We start from the raw sequence: 22,716 nt of genomic DNA, 5'->3' as shown, positions 1-22,716 counted from the left end.
ACATGTGCAGAGACTTAATTTTAGATTATACGAATGATGTAAAGTGTTTATGATGACATGCGCCATTAAATGAACACTTTAAATTATTGCTACTTAGTCACTTGTCATTCTAACGATTATGATCTTATCACACGCTAATACTTGGCTATATCAGTTAATTATTGTACTGTTGTATACAATCTTAATTATATTATGAGCGTCTAATGAAAAGAACCCTACTACCCTTGCTATTATTGGCTTCTATTGCCACGCCTTCACTTGCTCAAAGTGCATCTGTTGATCAACTTGCAAGTGAAATAGAAACTGATGTCATCAAATGGCGTCGTCATTTTCATCAATATCCAGAATTGTCGAACAGAGAATTCAAAACCGCAGAAACCATCGCAAAGTATCTTAATGAACTTGGCTTAGAAGTTACTACAGGTGCAGCCAAAACTGGCGTTGTTGCCATACTAGATTCAGGTAAACCAGGCCCTGTTGTTGCTTTACGTGCAGATATAGATGGCTTACCAGTAACAGAAAGTGTTGATCTTCCGTTTAAGTCAGTTGCACGTTCCATGCATAACGGCGAGGAAGTGGGTGTGATGCATGCTTGTGGACATGACACTCATATCGCTATGTTGATGGGTGCAGCAAAAATACTCACCTCGATGAAAGATAAACTTACCGGTAAAGTTAAGTTTATTTTTCAGCCGGCCGAAGAAGGTGCACCTGCAGGTGAAGAAGGCGGCGCAAAATTAATGGTAGATGAAGGTGTTCTTGAGTCTCCAAAAGTAGATGTGATATTCGGTTTGCATATCAGTTCAACTCAAGAGATTAATACCGTATCTTATCGTGAAGGTGGCATTATGGCTGCCGTTGACCCTTTCAAAGTAGTAGTACACGGCAAACAATCTCATGGTGCATACCCATGGAATAGTGTTGACCCTATCGTAACCTCCGCCCAGATTATTATGGCATTACAAACTATTGTTAGCCGCGAAGTAGAACTAATTGACAGTGCTGCTGTTGTTACTATCGGTATGATTAATGGCGGTAACCGTTCAAACATAATCCCAAATAAAGTAGAAATGGTAGGTACTATTAGAAGTTTAAATCCTGATATAAGAAAGTTAATACATAAGTCTATTCGCAATAAAGTATCGCATATTGCCCAAAGTATGAACGCTACAGCAGATGTTATTCTACCGCTAGACTACAACTACCCTATTACTTATAACGATCCACAATTAATGAGAGAGATGCTTCCTGTATTAACAAAAACGGCTGGGGCTGATAACACATTTATCAGCAAAGCAGTAACGGGCGCTGAAGACTTCTCTTTCTTTCAAGAAAAGGTGCCAGGCTTATACTTATTTATTGGAGGGCGTTCTAAAGACACACCAATATCAGAAGCTCCCGATCATCACACTCCCGAATTTGAAATTGATGACAACAGCTTAAAGCTAGGTGTTAAAGTTCTTAGTAATCTAACATTAGATTATATGAAAAATCACTAGTCTACATAAGTTGTTTAATACGAGGTGTTGTTGGTCTTTCCTTTTAGGCTCAGTTATAGGCTATTTTTTAAGATAACAACACGCCCTGTGGTGGACCGCAAGGTTTAAAGCTTGCTTTCCACCGCATATTTTAACAACAACGAATCCTTGCTTTTTAAGGCGGCTAAATACGTTGTTTCACCATACACTGTCTTTGTTTTCCAACACCGAAATAATATTCTTATCCACTATAATGCCAGTGCCCTTAAAATCGTATTGTGCAGCTGACCTTTATTTTTTGTAATAAGGACAGTCGCTTATATTTTAATACATTGTTAGCTTTAACCAAATTAGTGCAAATTATTTTGAGTATAATATTACTGAGAGTGCACAGTAGATAACCATTAAAACCTTAATAACCTCATAAGCAAATAGTCAGTAAGGGGAAGAAATCAATATTATAAAAAATATTATTATTAAATCTCAGTAACACCCCAACTAAACCATATTTAGTGGGCTCTTACATCTTTAACAACTTGAGTTATTGAGGGTTTCTGGTAATTTATAGGGTAATTCGTAGACAGATATTACTGAGACGTCTACATAATAAGCGTTAGGCTACAAGTTCACAACTCGGAGGTTACATGAACTTAATAAAAACTATTCTTATTTCTGCATCTCTAATTTCAATTTCGCAGCTGTCATATGCAAATGATGCTGAAGATTTTGAGAAAATCAGAGCTGAGCAAATTAAGAAGTATGGTGGAACTGATATACCCAAACCCAAAGAAGTTTCTGCTAAAGCAGAAGCTATATTAGCTAAACCTCTTGGAGAACAATCCGTAAAAGAATTAAAGTCCATTGCCGAGAGTTCTAATAAAGCTTCAAATTATGTCAGCTTTATCTTTGACGAATATTCTCAATACTACAGAGATAACTATCGTTATGACTTTGTTCAAGAAAAGGTAGCGCCTTTTCACGATAACTTCTTACGCTTATCAAATAAATTGAAAGCACAACGAAATCAAGCTTACTTAAATCTTGGGAAAAAATTAGCAACATCAGGTAATAATATTGAAGCTTTTTTCTATTTCAGAGATGCATTTCGTTTATCATCTTTTACGGATGACAAAGGGGATCATAAAGGGATCAGGTATCAGGCAGAACAAGAAATGAAGAAATTAATGGGTATAGAAGATATTGAATCTTTTATATATTGGAAAGAGTAGCCTAACAACACGCCCTGAGGTGGACCGCAAGGTTTAAAACTTACCTTCCACCGCATATTTTAACAACGGCGAACCCTTGCTTTTTAAGGCGGCTAAATACGTTGTTTCATCGTATGCCGTTCTTGTCTTCCAACACCGAAATAATATTCTTATCCATTTAAATGCCAGTGCTCTTATAATCGTATTGTGCGGTTTTCCTTTACTCTTTTGTTGTTCATAATATGCCTTAGCCCAAAACGAATAACGCACCGATTGACCGGCCCATTCAACAAAGGTTTGTCGTAAAAATTTAGTACATGAGTATCGCCAATGTATCCATTCTTTTTTGCCACTGCGTTCAGTGACGGGCGCAATCCCTGCATATTTTTGTATCTCCTCACTTGGTTGGTAACGCTCTCTATTTGAGCCCATAGCAGCCAATAATCGCGGTGCTATTTGTGGACCAGCACCTGGTAAACTATCAAAAATAAATTTGTCTTTATGGTTTTTATAAAGAGTCTTTATCTCAACATCAAAGCGTTCAATAGCAATCATTAACTGTTTAAGTTGAGCCGTTAAGCATTCAACCAATAACAAGTTAGGCAAGATGATCGCGTTATCTGTTGTGAGCGCTTCAGCTTGCTTTATCTCTTCAATACGTTTTTCATTAACTGAAGGGTAGCGTGAGTTATGTTGGTTGAAGAAATCAATCAATGTTTGTTTTCTTGCGCGCTTAACTTGCTTAAGTGAGGGCCAGCGCAGAATGAAATCACAAAATACTTGAGTATCCTTTTCTTTAAACCAATCAAGTACATGTGGGTAATAGTTTTTGAGCGTCGTGGTAATTTTGTTGGTTAAATTAACGCGGTCTTGTACAAGCTTACGGCGATATTCAACAAGTTGAGTAAGGCGTCTTACCTTTTCGGTATCTGGTGTGATAACGTTTAACTTACTCATGTGGAGTTGTAGAATTTCTACCTGAATGGCCGCATCTGTTGGGTCATCTTTTGCGCCGCTGTGCGTAAATGCTTTTCGGTATTTAGCCACAGTCGAGGGATTGATTGTAAACAGAACAATGTGTTCAAATTTACTTAATGCGTAAATCAGTGGCCCTTTCTTTAACTCACAAGCAACGGCAACAGCTTGTCCGTTGTATTTTTCTTTTAACGCATTAGCCCAAGCATTAATTGCATTAGGTTGTGATGAAATAACCGATAAATGTTGAGTATGGATGTGTAAATCAACTTCACAAATATCGTGTTTACGGTCTGCCCAATCGATGCCGATAAGGGCGGCAAAATCTGAGACGTTAAACGCTTTCATTTTTGGCCTCCTAGAGGTAAAGTAAGTGTTGGAATATGGCAGTGGTATTGTTTCTCGCAGGTCTTATAGATAGTCGGTTTGGCGACAATCCCTGAGTATGCGTAGTGAAACAAGTGACTTCTGTTGCTCCGAAAGTCTTGTTAAAAGCATCGAATGTTTTCGCTCAAATATTCGTAAGCAACAGAAGCATATTCCACCGTTTAGTGAGTTAAGTAAACTGGCTAATTAGTGGAACGGTCTAACTATAAGGCGCTTAAACGGAAAAATTACAGTTGGCTCGCGCTTCGCGCATTTTAGCCAAACTGTATTTTTCCGCTTAGCTTGGCGTTATTTTTCTAGATAGCAGAGTTAACATCCATACTTTTATGCAGCACACGTACAATTAATATTTGATTAACTTTATGTTCTTTGTAATAAATTACGTGGCTAGCTTGAGGATATTTACTGTAACCCTCTTTGATGTAATCACAGTTTATTCCTAACTCTGGCTCCTCAGCTAATAATCGAAATGTGCTATCTAATATTTTTAAATAATCATTTCGTTGCGTGGTTCCCCATGTAAGTTGAGTGTATCGAGCTATTTTAATTAAGTCTGATTTCGCTTTAGCGGATAATACTAATTTTTCCATTAGTGATTTTCGTTATCTAATTCTGTTAATAAAGAATCATAACTGTAATCAGCTATACCGCTTTGTTCGCCTTGAATAAGCATATTGCGTAAATTTAATAGTTTAGTTTCTTGATCTTCTAAAGCTCTTAATCCAGCTCTAACAATTTCACTTGCTGAGCCATAACGTCCAGTTTTAAGTTGTTGGTTTATAAACTGATCAAAATGATCGCCTAGTGTAACGCTTGTATTTTTAGCCATAATTTAAAACCTCGTTAGTACCTATATGTAATACATTATGGTATAAGAAACAGAACAAGTCACTTAAAAGGACAAATAACAGTTGCCTCTCGCTTCACGTATTTTAGCCTAACTGTATTTTTCCGTTTAGCTTTGGTTGGTATGACTATGTAACTTAACCTTAGTTCTGGATAAGCTAAGCACGTCAATGTCACGATTTTTGCGCATATCTGCGTTGCCTGCATGGACGTAGGTACTTGGTTTTTGTCTGGAACTAAAAAACCGTTAATTTGCTACTAATAGCTCGCTATTAGGTACGCAAACTTGCCTTGATTCACTCAAAACTTATAACATTGATATATAACTACATAAGCAATACGATTTTTCTATAATAAGCAATTGAAAAATATAACTTTATCTGTGTTGCTAGTACATCCGTTATCCAGAACTCAGGTTAACTTAAGAATTATGATGCAACCTGAGAATCCAGCGACAGAATTAAGGCAATTAATCAATGATGCTCGTTGGGCAATTTGGTCATTTGTCATTATTAATATTATTGTGTTGTTTTTCTATTTTGTTGACGGGCTTGTTAATCAGTTTGTATTTGTCGCATTATTCATTCAGGCTTTTTTATTTGTAGTTTGGCTACTTCCTGTATTTAACTCTTAGTTTTTTATAAAAAACTAAGAGTTAAATATGCATTAAGCGCCGCGATTGACACATTATTCAGGTGCAACAGACCTGATCAACAAACCCTAAACATATTAAACAGCTTAACTACTAACTTATGAAATAAAAGTGATATAATCACAAGCAGTAGTTCATTTACCCATAACCAAAATATTATGACTCTATTTGAAAAAATTCGCTGTTTATTAACGTTTGGCCAAGGTGTAGCATTACCGCTCCCTGAGCTTACAGCTGAAACTGTACCTACTGAGCTATTTAAACAATGGTTTGACGACGCAAATAAGTCTGGAATACTACTTCCCGAGGCAATGTCAGTATCAAGCGTAAGCAGTTGCGGACAACCTAGCGCTAGGATGGTATTACTTAAGGAGTACAATGAAGAAGGTTTTGTTTTCTATACTAACTATGGCAGTAGAAAGAGCCAAGAATTAAGCGAGAATACTAAAGTGGCTTTGTTGTTTCATTGGAATGTGCTGCAGCGCCAAGTTCGTATTGAGGGCACAGTAGAAAAAGTATCACCAGAGCAGTCAGCCAAGTACTTTCATAGCAGAGATATAGGCAGCCAAATAGGTGCATGGGCATCTCATCAAAGCAAAGCATTATCACACGACAATCAGCTAAAAGAACAATTCGAGCATTACCAAGCATTATTTAAAGATAAAGAAGTACCTTTACCAGAGTTCTGGGGTGGGTGGCGTGTAAAGCCTCATTATGTTGAGTTCTGGCAAGGTAGAGCTAGTCGTTTGCACGATCGCCTATGTTTTGAAAAGCAAGGTGGCAATTGGCAACACGCAAAGCTACAGCCATAAATGTAGTTTAATTTACGGTCATATTAATGATAATAAATATCATTTAAATGTTTATGCTATAATAATTAATCAAAGCCTTATTTCTAAACAATAGACTGCATGCTTAAATACATTTTTTGGGTTATCTTATTTTTCATCAACTCCCTGCCTAGCTCAAACGCTTCTGAGTTAATTGTTGGCATTGAACCTTTCCCGCCGATATTCAATGAGAATGGCGAGGGACTGGGTGCCGAATTACTTAAGGCGATCTCAAATAGTTCTGAGCTTAATTTTGAAATTCAAGTCATGACTTATGCAAGAGCGAAAAAAGAGCTAGAAAATAAACGCATTGATATTTTAGGTATTATTCCTAAAGGCCTAGAGACCAAAGACTTTTATCTTTATGCGTTAGAACTTGATTGGCATTTCAATAATCATGTAGACATTTATAGTAGCGATGAACAATATTTAAATATAAACGCCCTATCCAATCAAAGCCTAGGAACACTTGTGGGTAATGCAGCCTTTTTTTCAGAAACTTTAGATATTCCTTTAGAAAAATTTATTGAAGTAGCTAGCCTTGAGCAATTAGTTAAAATGATGGCTAAGAAACGCTTAAAGGCTATTGTTTTTGAAAGATATAGCGTTATAACTAGTATTCAACGCTATATAAAACAACCTATTTACTATCGCTTTTTAACCATTGTACCTGCAACTTTAGCCGTAACAAATACCGAAAAAGGTCAAGCGTTAAAGCAATTACTTGATCGCTATATAAAAGAAGTCACTGCGGTTACTCCTTTTCAGCGCCAGGGGAATTATCATACCCTTCCTACACAGGGCCAAGTCCCATTAATCTAAAGCTAGATTTAAAGTAAAATAATGCAACGGTTTGTAAATTAACGAAAAAAGCCAGCTTTAGTGCTGGCTTGATTATTGTTGAGTATGTCACTTTATATTTTACGGTCCAACAAGTGCTAATAAAATACCTGCAGCCACTGCAGAGCCTAAAACTCCTGCCACATTTGGACCCATTGCATGCATTAATAAAAAGTTGTGAGGATTAGCTTCTAAGCCAACTTTATTCGCGACTCTTGCAGCCATTGGTACAGCAGAAACTCCCGCAGCTCCAATTAGTGGGTTTATTGGATCTTTGCTAAATTTATTCATTAACTTGGCCATTAATACCCCTGAAGCAGTGCCAATAGAAAAAGCAACTGCACCTAACGCCAATATACCTATAGTTTCAACGTTTAAAAACGCTTCTGCACTTAACTTTGAACCAACGCCTAAACCTAGAAATATTGTCACTATATTAATTAATTCATTTTGTGCAGTTGAGCTTAAGCGTTCAACCACACCACATTCGCGCATTAAGTTACCTAAACAAAACATCCCAACAAGTGGCGTTGCTGAAGGTAAAAAGAATACGGTCATTAGTAACACAGCTAACGGAAATACGATTTTTTCTATTTTAGTAACAGGGCGCAATTGTGCCATTACAATTTGGCGTTCTTCATTAGTTGTTAACGCTTTCATAATAGGTGGTTGAATAATAGGTACTAAAGCCATATAAGAGTATGCTGCCACAGCAATTGCACCTAGTAGCTCTGGTGCTAATTTCGAGGCTAAAAATATTGCCGTAGGACCGTCGGCACCACCTATGATTGCAATTGCCGATGCATCTTGCATGGTAAATTCAATACCAGGAATTGCATTTAACGCTATCGCACCAAATAGCGTAGCAAATATACCAAACTGGGCTGCAGCACCTAAAAATAACATTTTAGGGTTGGCAATTAATGCACCAAAATCGGTCATTGCGCCAACACCCATAAAAATTAACAGCGGGAAAATCCCAGTATCAATCCCTGCGTAATAAATATAATGCAGTAAACCACCAACTTCTGAAAAACCAGCTAAAGGTATGTTAGTTAAAATAGCACCAAAACCCATTGGCAATAACAGTAGTGGTTCAAACTTTTTTGCTATTGCTAAGAATAACAATAAGCAACCCACAAGCATCATTATTACTTGGCCAAGCTCAAAATTAGCTAGCCCAGTTGACAACCATAATGTAATTAACGACTCCATTATTGTTTCCTACGCTAATGTAATTAATGGGTCGCCAACAGAGACAGAGTCGCCTTCTTTAGCGTTTACAGCCACAATTTCACCGCTATTAACCGCGCGAACTTCTGTTTCCATTTTCATTGCTTCCATAATTATAACCACTTCACCTGCTTCAACCGTGTCACCTTTATTTACAAGCACTTTAAAAATGTTGCCTGCTAATGGTGCATTTAATGTTTCGCCTGCACTAATAGGTGCAGACTGTTTTAACGGCTCTCCACCTGATGCAGGGGTTACGCTATCGATAGAGCCTCCAGGCGCCACGATAACATCGTAAACTTTACCATCAACACTTACTGCGTAGTTTTCAGTTGCTGTAGCACTAACAGGCGCGGAAGCGCTTTTAACTGAAGGTGCCTTTGTTGGAACTGGCTCAAAAGCATCTGGGTTATTTCTATTTTCTAAAAATTTTAAGCCTATCTGTGGAAATAACGCGTATGTTAATACATCATCAATCACATCATCAGCCAACTTTATGCCTTTTTCAGCGGCAATTTCAGTTAACTCAACTGATAAAGTTTCAACTTCAGGCTTAAGTAAATCGGCAGGACGACAAGTAATAGCTTCACCGCCATCTAAAACACGGGCTTGTAGCTCAGTGTTAACTTTATCAGCAGTTGCACCATACTCGCCTTTAAGTACACCTGCCGTTTCCTTAGTAATTGTTTTATATCGCTCGCCAGTGAGAACATTAAGCACTGCTTGTGTACCTACAATTTGAGAAGTTGGTGTTACTAGAGGGATATAACCAAGATCTTTTCTTACTTTAGGTATTTCAGTTAACACTTCATCTAACTTATCAGCAGCGCCCTGCTCTTTTAACTGGCTTTCCATGTTTGTTAACATACCACCAGGAACTTGTGCTAATAATATTCGTGCATCAATTCCTTTTAAACTACCTTCAAAAGCCGCATATTTCTCTCTTACATCCCTGAAGTATGCCGCAACTTCCGCAAGTTTAACCATATCTAAACCAGTGTCACGCTCAGTACCTTCAACAATTGAAACAATCGTTTCAGTGGGTGAGTGCCCGTATGTTTGGCTCATTGATGAAATAGAAGTATCAATAACATCAATATCCGCATCAATCGCTTTCATATGAGTGGCAACACTTAGCCCTGTAGTAGCGTGGCAATGCAAAGCGATAGGTAAAGCAACAGTTTCTTTTAATCGACCAATTAATTCAGCTGCATCATAAGGCTTTAATAAGCCAGACATATCTTTAATACAAAGCGAATGTGCCCCCATATCTTCAAGCTGTTTTGCCATTGTTAACCAGCCTTCCAATGTATGCACAGGGCTTTCGGTATAACTTAAGGTACCTTGCGCATGTGCACCTACTTTAACAGCAGCCTTAATTGATGTTTGTAAGTTACGAACATCATTCATTGCATCAAAGATACGAAATACGTCTACACCATTAACATGTGCACGTTCTACAAATTTTTCAACAACATCGTCTGCATAGTGGCGGTAGCCTAAAATATTTTGCCCACGAAATAACATTTGTTGCTTAGTATTTGGCATCGCTTTTTTTAGTGCTCGAATACGCTCCCATGGGTCTTCTCCTAAATAGCGAATACACGCATCAAAAGTTGCTCCTCCCCAAGATTCAATAGACCAAAAACCTATTTCATCAAGTTTAGGTGCGATAGGTAGCATATCTTCTAAACGTAATCGGGTAGCCAATAACGATTGATGACCATCCCTTAAGACAACTTCAGTTATACCTAGTGGTTTTGACATATGTTTATACTCCCATTACTTTTTAGAATGTTGCTGACGATACTTAGTAACTGCTGAACTAATTGCAGCAACGACACTAGGTGAAACACCATCTTGCACTTCATTTTTATTCGTTGAGTTTGGTTGCGATCCTCGCTGAACTACAGGATCAGGATAGGCATGCGCTAGTCTCACTAAAACAGTGTTGATAAAAACAACGAGTAAACCTAAAAAAGTAAACACGAAGACCATACCAGTTAGCATTAATGTGCCAGCTTCAGTAAAAAGTTGCGTTAAGTTATCCATTTTCTCTCATTCAACAGATTATTATAGAATTAGAATAATCACTCCAATCACTAAAAAGCAACTTAAATATTAAAAAAACATCCGATTTCATAAAAATAATATCATGTCAAGAGTTAACACGAACAAAAAGCGCTATATATTCACTGTTATTTGATATTTATTCATATTTGATATAACAAAAAAGACATTGTATACAATAGAAACCCCTTTAATTTAAAAGCTTTTAAGTGAATAAAAGTATTTTGTATATTATTTTAAAGATCATATAAAAATAGCATTAAATAAAATCATACCAGTTTTATTAATTAAGTGATCTATTTTATACGCAGTGAAAACGGTCAAAATACAAGGCATTTTTTTTTATAACTAGTTGTTCAGGGCAATGATGCTCCTGCATTGCCCACATAAGCTACATCCTTGTAGCGATAATTCTAAAATAAATAACGTAGTAGTTGATTGTTTTAACCTGTAGCAATGTTCACATCGTTAGTGAGGTTGATATAAAGATGAAAGTGGATCAGTGTCTCAAAAGCCAGCTTTTGATAGAAAAGAACACAAGTAGACGCTAAAACGCTTGTTGAATAGCTGCGCTTATTTCGAGCTAGGAGTAATTATAAAATTGAAGACGAAAAAAAACCAGCCATAGGCTGGTTTTTCTAAGTGGCGGACGCGGCAGGAGTCGAACCTGCGACCGCCTGGTTCGTAGCCAGGTACTCTATCCAGCTGAGCTACGCGTCCGCGGTCTTAAAATTTCTTTATACAGCCTTAAAAGAAGCTGTTCTTCATTATTTTACCACTTGAAGAAAAGTGGCGGACGCGGCAGGAGTCGAACCTGCGACCGCCTGGTTCGTAGCCAGGTACTCTATCCAGCTGAGCTACGCGTCCGCAATTAATCATTATTTAATATCCTGTTAATAGGATAGCGAACCAGTTCGTAGCCATCATTGCCTAATATTTCTATCCAGCAACTAAACTACCAGTTCACATTAATCATTATTTAATATCCTGTTAATAGGATAGCGAACCAGTTCGTAGCCATCATTGCCTAATATTTCTATCCAGCAACTAAACTACCAGTTCACATTAATCATTATTTAATATCCTGTTAATAGGATAGCGAACCAGTTCGTAGCCATCATTGCCTAATATTCCTATCCAGCAACTAAACTACCAGTTCACATTAATCATTATTTAAATTCCTGATAAAAGGAATGGCGGTGAGGGAGGGATTCGAACCCTCGATCCGGGATAAACCAGATACTCCCTTAGCAGGGGAGCGCCTTCGGCCACTCGGCCACCTCACCAGTGGGTGCGAATATTAATGGATATTGAAAATATGTCAAACGATTTTTTACCTTTTAATATCGTTTGCCGAGAATTCACCCAACTCGCTTAATTTTCAAGCATGAAATGGCGGTTTTATTTAATTTTTATTGTTTGTTGTGTAAATCAGATAATAAAAAAGTCGACCTAAGTCGACTTTTTTATTTAAAATTTATTGCCAGTTGGCTCACTTTCACCTTTTTCGGATTGTATTCGCATATAAATTTCTTCGCGATGTACCGATACTTCTTTAGGCGCATTAACACCAATACGTACTTGGTTACCCTTTACACCTAATACTGTTACTGTGACTTCATCACCTATCATCAAGGTTTCGCCAACGCGACGCGTTAATATTAACATTCTCTATTTCCTTTTATAAAACGGGATCCACTAAATCGTTAAGCTAGTATTAAATTTAGTTTAAACTTTGAATTTATGCGCGATTAAAATGTAATTAATTATGAATTAAAATAATTACCTAGGCCATCTTTACAGTTAACAGACAATTAAACACCACTTTAACTGACCAAACATTAACTAAAATGTACTATTGTGCGACATTGTTCAATTCTAGTAGATTATATATTAGCAGGCTTCCGTATGCTAGACATACAATAACTTGGTATTTAAAAATTCAAAAAATATAAAAATTAATAGTCTACTTAGCAATCGTTAATTTCAGTGATAAAAAAGGAACATTAAAAAATGTTCCTTTTTCATGTCAAAAACAAAACGTATTAATTTAGCCTTTCGGTTAACCAAGGTGTAACGCTTTCTAATGCACTAGCTATGTTTTCTGGCTGGCTACCACCAGCTTGAGCCATATCTGGCCTTCCGCCGCCTTTACCCCCCACTTGTTGGGCAACTAGATTAACCAAGTCCCCTGATTTTACTTTTCCAATAAGATCCTTTGTAACGCCAGCAATTAATCCTACCTTGCCTTCGTTTGCTGTCGCCAACATGATAATGCCTGAGTTCATTTTTACTTTCAGCTCATCAACCATACCGCGTAAGTCTTTTGATGGGACATCTTTCAATTCGGCAATTAAACATGTTATGCCATTAATAGTAATTGCTTCAGATAATAAATCAGTTCCGGCTTGAGCCGCCAACTGTTGCTTTAATTTAGTTAATTCACGTTCAAGCGTCTTACTTCTAGTGATAAGTTGATCTACTTTCTCTGTCACATTGCCCACATCACTTTTAACCGCATGCGCTATCGATGTTAAAACGCCTTCTTGATTATCAATATATTCTAAGGCAGCTTCAGCCGTTACAGCTTCAATTCTTCGCACACCTGCTGCAATACCTGACTCAGATGTAATTTTGAATAACCCTATTTCACCAGTACTGTTAACATGTACCCCACCACAAAGCTCGGTTGAAAAGCCACCTAAGGTAACCACTCGTACCTCATCATCATATTTTTCACCAAATAACGCCATGGCTCCTTTTGCCTTAGCTGCCTCAATAGGCATAAGCTCAGTATCACGTTGATGGTTTTTACGAATTTCACTATTAACTAAGCGTTCGATTACTTTTAATTCTTTTGCAGTAACACCTTCGAAGTGTGAAAAATCAAACCTTAATTTTTCATTATCGACTAATGAACCTTTTTGAGTAACATGAACACCCAAAACAGTTCTAAGTGCAGCGTGTAGAATATGAGTAGCTGTATGGTTTTTAACAATAGCCTGACGACGTTCAACATTAATGTGTGCATTTACACGTGCATTTAACTGTATAGTGGTTCTAGCAATACCTTTATGTGCGAAAGCATTACCCACCTTCACAGTATCTAACACTTCAAAAACACCTTGCGATGTTTCGATATAACCGCTATCACCTACTTGGCCACCTGACTCAGCATAGAAAGGGGTATTATCTAAAATAACAACGCCTTGCTCACCATCTGATAACTGGGAAACATTTCCTTCACTATTAAAAAGTTCAATTACTGTCGCAGAGAACTGATCATTGGTATAACCTTTAAATGAAGTATATTTGTCTGTCTTTAACTGTTCATTATAGTCAGTAGCAAATTGGCTCGCTTGCTGCGCTCGCTGTCGCTGCTTTTTCATCGCTACGTCAAAGCCGTCATGATCAATTTTTAATTGACGCTCTCTGGCAATATCAGCTGTTAAGTCTGCTGGGAATCCATAAGTATCATATAACTTAAAAACATCTTCGCCTGAAATAGTATCGCCTGTTAATTGCGTAAGCATATCTTCTAATAATGCCATACCACGGTCGAGCGTACGGCTAAACTGCTCTTCTTCAATTCGGAGTATTTTTTCGATTACAGCTTGTTGACTAACTAATTCAGGATAAGCGTCACCCATCTGTTTCACTAATGACGCCACTAATTGATGAAAAAAATGAGATTGAGCTTCAAGCTTATGACCATGACGAACAGCACGACGAATAATACGGCGTAATACATAACCTCGGCCTTCATTTGATGGCATAACGCCGTCAACCACTAAGAAGCTACATGAACGTATATGGTCTGCAATAACACGTAAAGATTTGTGCTCTAGATCATCACAGTTTAAAAGCGTAGCAGTATCTTGTATTAAACCTTGGAATATATCAATTTCATAATTGCTATGAACACCCTGCAAAATAGCAGAAATTCGCTCTAACCCCATACCTGTGTCTACAGAAGGTTTAGGCAATGGCTTCATTTCACCGTCTGCTTGACGATTAAATTGCATAAAAACGATATTCCAGATTTCGATAAATCGATCACCATCTTCATCTGGTGAGCCTGGAGGGCCTCCAAAAATATCGTCGCCATGGTCATAAAATATTTCACTACAAGGGCCACAAGGACCTGTGTCTCCCATTGACCAAAAATTATCAGACTCATATTTTTTGTCAGGAGAGCTGTCACCAATACGAATAATTTTATCTGCAGGTACTCCTATTTTATCAGCCCAAAGCGCATAAGCTTCATCGTCAGTTTCATATACAGTGACTAACAGTTTTTCTTTTGGCAAACCTAAAACTTGCGTTAAAAATTCCCAAGCATAACTAATAGCCTCTTCTTTAAAGTAATCACCAAAACTAAAATTGCCTAACATTTCAAAAAAAGTGTGATGACGAGCTGTATAGCCTACATTCTCTAAGTCGTTATGTTTTCCACCAGCGCGTACACAGCGCTGTGAAGAAGTCGCACGAGTATAGCTGCGTTTTTCAGCGCCTAAAAACACATCTTTAAATTGCACCATACCGGCGTTAGTAAATAACAAAGTAGCGTCATTACCTGGAACAAGAGAACTACTTGGTACTATTTGATGCTGTTTGGTGGCAAAAAAATCTAAAAATGCCTGACGTAATTCGGCGCTGGTTTTAATCATGGGTACTTCCATTGGGTTTATTTTAAATTGGTTCATGTTTCAGCTTTAATACTGTAATAATTTCATCATTTGAAAAACCACGGTATTGAAGAAACCTTATTCGTTTGGCTTTTTCTTTGTTGCTTTCTATAGGTGAACACCCAAAACGTTTGCTATAAGCACTGTCAGCTAGCTCATACCAATCAACTTGATGTTCTTCCTTGGCTAACAAAATTACAGATGTATCTAGCCCTTTTTGTTTCAATTCATTCTCAATAAAACGCCAGCCGTAGCCTTTGTTAATGCGTTGCCGTATTAAGCTATCAGCAAAACGCTCATTACTGAGGTAGTTTTTCTCTAATAAATAGTTGATAACCTCGTCAAAATCTTCCGCAGGGTAATCACGCAGTAACAGCTTGTTTTTTAATTCTTTTATCGAATGTTCTCGCCGTGATAAAAGGTCAACAGCAGTATGTAATATGGTTTTATTCAAAAGAGAAAATATGATTGTTAATTTAAGGCCACTATTTTACCCATAAAGCAATAAAAATAACCAGTAAAAGTAGCTAATCGCATTATTAAATCCAAGTTAGTAGAATAACTTTTTACTTTCAGCGACGATTCGAGCAAAATAGAGATAATCACCCGACAAACAATCAATAAAAACAGGGAACAGTATGAAGGAAATGTTAAGCCACCTTTATCGTTTTTGCGTCTTGATAATACTAGCGATCACTATACAAGCATGCGGTAGTGATACACCTGATCCAAAAGCTGGTTATTCAATATCCGCAGATGTCAGTCGGATTAATTTCACACATGAAGAATTAGCCGAACCAACCCAATCGTTTTCAATTGCTGTTAACTACAGTGGCGACGGTCTTCTTATTGGCTATGCGCCAAACAGCCAACCTGTACCTTGGCTAAACTTTCGTACTGAAAAATTAACAGATACCACTGCGAACGTTATTGTTGAATTAGCTAATGTAAGTAACTATCAGCAAAACCTTTATCAAACCACACTACGTTTATCTACCGGCGACGTTCAAAATGCAGCCTTAGTTCATCATGATATTGATGTTTCATTATTAATTGCTAAATTATTAAGCTTTAGTGCTACTTTGGGTGAAACATCAATAGACAGCCAAACTATCGAGTTATCTATAGACAGTGCAAACTGGAACTTTGGTACTGATGTTGATTGGTTAACTGTTGAAGCAGAAACAATCGATGGTGAAACAACCCTTACAATTACGCCTACAATTATTGAGCTTGATCAGCCTGAATTATACCAAGGAAATATAATAATCACTGAAAATGCTAGTGGTGATGTCGATAACATTCCGGTTGAATTAGGTATTGATAATTTATATTTAGTAGCAAGCCAACCATCCGTAGCGTTTACTCAAGCGCTTAACGTTAAAGCGTTAACACAAAGCTTAAAAATTAATACGAATAGCATCGAAGCCGTACAATGGCAGGCAAGCAGTGATCAATCATGGTTAATCGTCTCTAAATCAGATACCAATACGCTTAATATTTCTGTTGATCAGACTAAAATCCCCAATGACGAATTTAACAATGCTTTAATCACTGTGTCAGCGATTGAAAACCCAGCAATCATTAGTGCTGAAATTCCAGTCTCATTATTTAATAGCGACTTGATTGTTGAAAACACCGTAATTAGTGACTTACCCGTTAATAATAATGCATTAATTTCGGCAATTAATAAGCCATACTTTTATGTTGCAGTAAAAAATGAATTGCACACTTACCATCAATATACCGGTGAGTTAATAAACACAGTTACCGTTTCTCCTGTTGATAGTTTACTAGAACAACTAATTCTTCACCCTAACGGTAAAACCTTATTAGCCAAAGCCGCTGTTACTACAACCACTGATGACACAAGCACTACAACAACACATCGCTTTAAAATTAATTTAGTCGATGATAGCGTAACAGAGTTAATTGATAGTACGACGGAGTATGAGCCTTTAACTTTTGTAACCTTTGCTGGCCGTCATTTTGTTGTAACACAAGCATTAGAGTTTGCTGATGAAAACTTAAACCGCTTATATTGGGATAGCGCTAACGCATTTAATGCTATTAGTGTTGACCAAGCAAGTGAAACAGATGCACTTTATGCGTTAGATGGTGCTAATTCAACATTTAAAAAAATCACCGCTAGAGTCAATGACTTTACTACAAATAAAATTATTCCCAAAATAACAACCGAGTATCGCCCTGAGTCATTACCTGAAAATGGTACGATTGCAAACTTCATTGTTAGTGATAATGAGGCTGCAATTTTTCTTAACAGTGCGACCAGTGAATGGATAACGATTGAAGATGAAAGCTATACAGATAATGGCTTATTAACACAAACAGAAGGCAATACAACTTTAGCGGTTAATAAAGATAAACATGGCAATATAGCATTTACTCGCTTTGATCCTGTAACAGGCATTATTGTGGATATTTATAGTCAACAAGCTAATCCATTAAATACTATTATTACTAATGGTCAAGTGCCGCAAGCAGTTGCAATAACCCAAGACAATAAGCAATTGGTTATTCAAGCTAATAATCAAGTAGAGCTTGTCGCCTTAGAAACTATAACTGTTTCTAATAATAATCTTGAATTCGTTGGTACATTTGGTGATAGCAATATAAGTGAACAAACAATCACACTAAATAATATAGGTTCACAGTGGTTTGCTACAAGTAGTGTAAACTGGTTATCGTTAACCCAAACTACCATTGATGAACAAGAAAGCTTAACACTCGCAATTGATACTAGCCTAATCTCAGGCTGGGGTTTATATACTGGCGTTGTCACTATAGTTGACCCCGATACTGGTAATAATATCGAGATAGTAGTAGAGCTAGCAATTGATGAAGTGAGGCTATTTGCCAATTACCCTACACTAAGCTTTGATCAACAAGTTGACCGTTCGTTATTATCACAAACAGTAAAAGTGAATACGAATAAGGCAACTAATGTAGCGTGGCAAGCAACAACCAATGTAAATTGGTTAATGCTCAACGAAGATAGTATTAATAATACCCTAACAGTAACCGTAGACCCTAACTTGGCAGCAAATGGTACACACTATGCAGAAATTAAGTTAACACCTACCTCACTTGATGAAAGCGTTGAAGGGTTAATTTCAGTTAGTTTTACTAAAGGTAATTACGATACTACACAACAATCGGAGATAAGTGTTTCTGATGTAACTCCTAATCAAGATGGCTTTGCCTTAGACCCATTACGCCCATACATTTATGTAGCACAATTCGATAACATTGATGTGTATAATTTAATTGATGGTAGTAAAGTAACCACTATTGCTTCGCCACTCGAAGGTTTAGATTTAATTAATTTAGTGATCCACCCTAATGGCTCACTTCTGTTGGCTGCTAATATCGAAACTTACCTTGATGATGAAGAAAAAGAGCAACAACGCGTTAATCATTATCAAGTTAACCTTGATAGTTTTTCAATTAACGAACTTGATAGTGAACAGATAGATATAAGCTACCTACCAGAAAAAATAGCCATAATTGATGGTAAGGCAATTGTTATAACCCAAGCAATGGAATATGCCAATATGGCATTAACCGTACAGTCTTGGAATACAGCGGAAGCATTTTTCACTACAACTATGCACAAGATACCTAATAACAACCACTTGTTAGCATATAACCAAAACAATGCATCTATCATTGAGAGTGCATTAAAAGTGAACGTTTTTGCAACTAATACCATTAGTTCAACAGTAGTAACTGCATCACCAGATGTAAATTACTTAGTTTATGGTTTGCCTAATATAACAACGAGTAATAATGGTATAGAATTATATAGCGCAAACTCAGCTACTGAGTGGTCAAGTTATACCAATAATGGCTACGTTAGAAATGGAGTTTTACCTTCCTCACAAACCATTTCAACCATAAAAGTGCATACCGACAGTGCTGACAACAGCTATGTATATCGTAAAACCTTTATCAACGGTTATGGTGAAGCACACACCCTTACACAGTACGATAGTCAGCAACAACAGGTCGATTTTTCAGCGTATAGTGCAGGCTCAAATAACGTACTGATCTCGCCCACTTACCACCGTTTAATCCACTTTGATGGTGAGAAGTTAGTGATGGACTTCACCAAGCAATAATATCAAATGTAATAACACCTAGAGGGCTAAATTATTAGCCTTTTAGTGTTAATTAGACAGATAGATAATTACTGTTTTTACGGGTGGACTTTGCTGTCACGGATGACGGTAGTACGGTAATGCAGGAGCAATTGTCGATAAGCCCATCAAGTATTACGGTATGTTAAGTTGATTGATAAGCATGTTTTGTTTTGACGGCGTAAACGCCGACCTACAGTTTTTAGAAGAACTATTTTTGTAGGTTGGGCTTTAGCCCATCAAAGATGACGGTAGTACGGTAATGCAGGAGTAATTGCCCATAAGCCCATCAAGTATTACGGTATGTTAAGTTGATTGATAAGCATGTTTTGTTTTGACGGCGTAAACGCCGACCTACAGTTTTTAGAAGAACTATTTTTGTAGGTTGGGCTTTAGCCCATCAAAGATGACGGTAGTACGGTAATGCAGGAGTAATTGCCCATAAGCCCATCAAGTATTACGATATGTTAAGTTGATTGATAAGCATGTTTTGTTTTGACGGCGTAAACGCCGACCTACAATATACTTACTTTGTAGGTTGGGCTTTAGCCCATCAAAGATGTTTTGTAACTCAGACTTTCAACAACCATGACATTTGACGGCAAAAATACCGAACTACAAAAGATTAGCAACCCTATTATTTCTGACGGCATAACACTCAAGTGATGTTATTAGCCAAGTTCAAACGCTATTTGCTGTAGCTCTTTAGTTTCATCGCCCAAACCAATATGAACCCCTAAAAGCCTAACTGCTTTGCCATTACCTCTACTAATCGCTTCTTTCAATAACGCCGTAAAAATGTCGCTATCATAATGTTGAAATTTAAATTCTTTGGTGGTTTGCTGAAAGTCTTTAAACTTTACTTTTACACCTAATTTACTAATTTCTCTTGTATTAATATAACCATTTGCGCGCCTTTTAAGTTCAGGTATTAATGTTGTATGCATAAATTGACTTAACTGTTCAAAGTCACAAACATCTTGTGCAAAGGTACGCTCTACCCCTACCGATTTTCGTACTCTTGTTACCTCTACTTCTCGATTATCAATACCATGGCACTTTTGCCATAACGACACTCCTAGTCTTCCAAACTGGCTTACTAATACGTGCTCTTGCGCTTTAATGATATCTTTACCTGTCTCAAAGCCATTAGCTTTGAGCTTTTCAAAAGTAACTTTTCCTACACCCGGTATTTTGTTCAGTGGCATATTTTTAATAAAATCGGAAATGTCGTTAGGTGTAATAACAAACTGACCATTTGGCTTATTTAGATCAGAAGCAACCTTAGCCAAAAACTTAACTGGAGCAATACCTGCCGAAGCGGTTAAGTTAAGCTCAGTAAATATAGAATGCCTAATATCTTGAGCAATTAAGGTTGCAGAACCATTAAATAACGTGCAATGAGTTACATCAAGATAAGCTTCATCAAGAGAAAGAGGCTCTATCTTATCAGTATATCTTAAGAAAATAGATCGGAGCTGGGCGCTTATAGACTTATATACTTCCATGCGCCCAGGTAAAATAATAAGATCAGGGCACTTTCTCAATGCCACACTGTTGGGCATAGCTGAACGAACACCATATTTTCGTGCGATATAGTTACAGGTAGACAATACCCCTCTCGAGTTAGCTTTACCCCCAACTGCGACTGGTTTTTGTGCTAATTCAGGCTTATCTCTAATTTCAACAGAAACATAAAAAGCATCCATATCTACATGTATTATTTTACGTAATGCACTCATAATAATAGCAACGGAAATAAACTGTATATAAATACAGTTTACCTTTATAATTACAAAGATCAATGCTAAAGATAACTTCACTTTACTCGTGCGATCAGTTAATTTGTATTAGCCTCTAAACACAAAGTTCAACAGATCCAAACGAGCTTAACTCTTATGTTTAAAAATTATTATTTATTTCGTTGGTTATATTTATTATTGGTATTAGTTACCGTTAATTTACAAGCTCATACACTAGACAACATAAATGCCCAACTGAATATCCTGCCAGATCATCAATACCAGTTAATCATTGAGGTAGATACCTTTCATCTGGCAAAAGACACGCTCAATTACCAAGGGAGCGATGCAGCGCTAATCAATAAACTTTCAGCATTATCGTTAATAGAGTTAAAGCGATTACTTGATAAAATTAGACAGTCAATTCAACAAAATAGTTACATTTACTTTGATGATAATAAAATGGCTTTAAATGTATTCTCAGGCCTTAGCGTGGCCGAGTTTAAATCAATGTTAACAGCATATAATACTTATACTTTTTCACTATCTTCAACAGGCACTATACCTCCTGCAACTAAGCACCTAGCTGTTCGTTTTGCACCTGAATTAGGTAATGTTGTACTCACTGTTGCTAAGCCCAGTAAGGATCTTGTAACGATGAATAGCCTTAGTGCGAAAATAGCAATAAACGATATAGCTAATAATGCTATAAAGATAAATAGGTTAGAGACTTTTATGCAATATTTGTATCAAGGCTATGTTCACATTGTGCCTAAAGGCTTAGATCATATTCTCTTTGTATTAGCACTTTTTTTATTAGCACGAAAAACCTCAACACTACTTTGGCAAATAAGTGTGTTTACCCTTGCTCATACCATTACCTTGGCTTTAGGCATTTACAATGTCATTAATCTACCAAGCAATATTGTTGAGCCTTTAATTGCCTTATCTATCGCTTACGTGGCCGTTGAAAATATTTATCAGCAACAAATAAGTCGATGGCGTTTACCTTTAATTTTTGCTTTTGGGCTATTACACGGTCTTGGCTTTGCTTCTGTATTACTAGCACTTGGCTTACAAAAAGAGCAGTTTGTTACTAGCTTAGTTGCCTTTAATATTGGTGTTGAAATAGGACAGCTTAGCGTTGTACTTGTCGCTTTTGCCTTACTTGGCTGGTTTTATAAAAAAGACTGGTATCATAAACGTATCGTTTTGCCATTAAGTTTATTAATCGCTATCGTTGGTTTATATTGGTTTATTGAACGCATTATTTAGCTGTTATTATTTATATTAATTTGCACAATTAATAAAGCCGCTAGTTAGCGGCTTTATATTTATAAGTTTACCCACAAACGCTAGGGTTAAATATTTTTAATACTTATTCGTTCTTTCTCAGCCGCTAAACGCTCTCTTTCTTGACGTTTTTCGCAAGGGTTATCGCAGTCACAGGCTTTTTCTATGCCTAATGAGCCTAAACCACCACAACTACCTGCAAGCGTTTTATTTTGAATAATATAGCCAATTGCCATTGCAACTGCGATCACTAAGAAAAAACCTAGTGTTAATAAGAAAATAGTCATCTTAAACCTTTATATTAAATACCGACA

At 37.0% G+C, this 22,716-nt stretch carries 18 protein-coding genes and 3 tRNA genes; 7 read left to right on the top strand and 14 right to left on the bottom strand.

Translation table 11 applies throughout. The features are described from left to right. The first annotated feature begins 203 nt into the window (after positions 1-203). Both QUD79_RS04645 and QUD79_RS04640 read left to right on the top strand, forming a co-directional pair. Positions 204-1,499: an amidohydrolase gene (locus QUD79_RS04645; RefSeq protein WP_184423760.1), complete on the top strand. Its 1,296-nt coding sequence runs from the start codon at positions 204-206 to the stop codon at positions 1,497-1,499. Positions 1,500-2,122: 623 nt separating this feature from the next. Continuing rightward, positions 2,123-2,707, top strand: coding sequence for a hypothetical protein (locus tag QUD79_RS04640; protein WP_184423761.1), 585 nt, complete (start codon positions 2,123-2,125; stop codon positions 2,705-2,707). Between the two features lie 33 nt (positions 2,708-2,740). Here QUD79_RS04640 and QUD79_RS04635 read toward each other — a convergent pair whose 3' ends face one another. The 3 genes from QUD79_RS04635 to QUD79_RS04625 form a co-directional block, all read right to left on the bottom strand. Next, entirely contained in the window at positions 2,741-4,009 is a 1,269-nt protein-coding gene (locus QUD79_RS04635; RefSeq protein WP_184423762.1) for an IS110 family RNA-guided transposase, read from the bottom strand. Between the two features lie 335 nt (positions 4,010-4,344). Then, a complete protein-coding gene (locus tag QUD79_RS04630) occupies positions 4,345-4,638 on the bottom strand; it encodes a type II toxin-antitoxin system RelE/ParE family toxin (RefSeq protein WP_184423763.1) in 294 nt (97 codons plus the stop codon). Continuing rightward, positions 4,638-4,877, bottom strand: a complete 240-nt coding sequence (locus tag QUD79_RS04625) for a type II toxin-antitoxin system ParD family antitoxin (RefSeq protein ID WP_184423764.1) — start codon at positions 4,875-4,877, stop codon at positions 4,638-4,640. The genes QUD79_RS04630 and QUD79_RS04625 overlap by 1 nt, the downstream gene beginning before the upstream one ends. Before the next feature lie 447 nt (positions 4,878-5,324). Here QUD79_RS04625 and QUD79_RS04620 point away from each other — a divergent pair, with 447 nt between their 5' ends. The 3 genes from QUD79_RS04620 to QUD79_RS04610 all read left to right on the top strand — a co-directional run bounded on the left by QUD79_RS04620 (position 5,325) and on the right by QUD79_RS04610 (position 7,198). Then, on the top strand, positions 5,325-5,528 hold the full coding sequence (locus tag QUD79_RS04620; protein WP_184423765.1) for a hypothetical protein: 204 nt from the start codon (positions 5,325-5,327) through the stop codon (positions 5,526-5,528). A 176-nt stretch (positions 5,529-5,704) separates the two neighbouring features. Continuing rightward, positions 5,705-6,358 carry a pyridoxamine 5'-phosphate oxidase gene (gene pdxH / locus QUD79_RS04615; RefSeq protein ID WP_184423766.1) on the top strand — a complete coding sequence of 218 codons (654 nt, stop codon included), beginning with the start codon at positions 5,705-5,707 and terminating at the stop codon, positions 6,356-6,358. Between the two features lie 99 nt (positions 6,359-6,457). Then, a complete protein-coding gene (locus QUD79_RS04610; RefSeq protein WP_184423767.1) occupies positions 6,458-7,198 on the top strand; it encodes a type 2 periplasmic-binding domain-containing protein in 741 nt (246 codons plus the stop codon). A gap of 99 nt (positions 7,199-7,297) precedes the next feature. Here QUD79_RS04610 and QUD79_RS04605 read toward each other — a convergent pair whose 3' ends face one another. From QUD79_RS04605 to QUD79_RS04565, 9 genes are all read right to left on the bottom strand, one after another. Further along, a complete protein-coding gene (locus QUD79_RS04605; protein ID WP_184423768.1) occupies positions 7,298-8,431 on the bottom strand; it encodes a sodium ion-translocating decarboxylase subunit beta in 1,134 nt (377 codons plus the stop codon). 9 nt (positions 8,432-8,440) lie between these two features. Continuing rightward, entirely contained in the window at positions 8,441-10,216 is a 1,776-nt protein-coding gene (oadA, locus tag QUD79_RS04600; RefSeq protein WP_184423769.1) for a sodium-extruding oxaloacetate decarboxylase subunit alpha, read from the bottom strand. Between the two features lie 15 nt (positions 10,217-10,231). After that, positions 10,232-10,501, bottom strand: a complete 270-nt coding sequence (locus tag QUD79_RS04595; RefSeq protein WP_184423770.1) for an OadG family transporter subunit — start codon at positions 10,499-10,501, stop codon at positions 10,232-10,234. A 661-nt stretch (positions 10,502-11,162) separates the two neighbouring features. Then, positions 11,163-11,239, bottom strand: a tRNA-Arg gene (locus tag QUD79_RS04590). Positions 11,240-11,309: 70 nt separating this feature from the next. Continuing rightward, a tRNA-Arg gene (locus QUD79_RS04585) sits at positions 11,310-11,386 on the bottom strand. A 327-nt stretch (positions 11,387-11,713) separates the two neighbouring features. Beyond that, positions 11,714-11,805 (bottom strand) — tRNA-Ser (locus tag QUD79_RS04580). A gap of 184 nt (positions 11,806-11,989) precedes the next feature. Further along, a complete protein-coding gene (csrA, locus tag QUD79_RS04575; protein ID WP_184423771.1) occupies positions 11,990-12,187 on the bottom strand; it encodes a carbon storage regulator CsrA in 198 nt (65 codons plus the stop codon). Positions 12,188-12,564: 377 nt separating this feature from the next. Further along, the gene (gene alaS / locus QUD79_RS04570) at positions 12,565-15,189 is read right to left on the bottom strand and encodes an alanine--tRNA ligase (RefSeq protein ID WP_184423838.1); all 2,625 of its coding nucleotides are present in this window, start codon (positions 15,187-15,189) and stop codon (positions 12,565-12,567) included. Between the two features lie 22 nt (positions 15,190-15,211). Beyond that, on the bottom strand, positions 15,212-15,661 hold the full coding sequence (locus QUD79_RS04565) for a regulatory protein RecX (RefSeq protein WP_184423772.1): 450 nt from the start codon (positions 15,659-15,661) through the stop codon (positions 15,212-15,214). 184 nt (positions 15,662-15,845) lie between these two features. Here QUD79_RS04565 and QUD79_RS04560 point away from each other — a divergent pair, with 184 nt between their 5' ends. Beyond that, on the top strand, positions 15,846-19,349 hold the full coding sequence (locus QUD79_RS04560; protein ID WP_184423773.1) for a BACON domain-containing protein: 3,504 nt from the start codon (positions 15,846-15,848) through the stop codon (positions 19,347-19,349). A 689-nt stretch (positions 19,350-20,038) separates the two neighbouring features. On the opposite strand, the gene dinB is transcribed toward QUD79_RS04560, so the two are convergent. Beyond that, positions 20,039-21,109, bottom strand: a complete 1,071-nt coding sequence (dinB, locus tag QUD79_RS04555; RefSeq protein ID WP_184423774.1) for a DNA polymerase IV — start codon at positions 21,107-21,109, stop codon at positions 20,039-20,041. A gap of 156 nt (positions 21,110-21,265) precedes the next feature. On the opposite strand from dinB, the gene QUD79_RS04550 reads away from it, so the two are divergent. Then, positions 21,266-22,384, top strand: a complete 1,119-nt coding sequence (locus QUD79_RS04550; RefSeq protein ID WP_184423775.1) for a HupE/UreJ family protein — start codon at positions 21,266-21,268, stop codon at positions 22,382-22,384. A gap of 86 nt (positions 22,385-22,470) precedes the next feature. Here the strand turns inward: QUD79_RS04550 and nqrM are convergent, their stop codons facing one another. Next, positions 22,471-22,689, bottom strand: a complete 219-nt coding sequence (gene nqrM, locus QUD79_RS04545) for a (Na+)-NQR maturation NqrM (RefSeq protein ID WP_184423776.1) — start codon at positions 22,687-22,689, stop codon at positions 22,471-22,473. Between the last annotated feature and the right edge of the window lie 27 nt (positions 22,690-22,716).

This window comes from Thalassotalea piscium (assembly GCF_030295935.1).
Classification (GTDB): domain Bacteria; phylum Pseudomonadota; class Gammaproteobacteria; order Enterobacterales; family Alteromonadaceae; genus Thalassotalea_B; species Thalassotalea_B piscium.
This window is presented reverse-complemented; position numbering and strand designations above follow the sequence as displayed.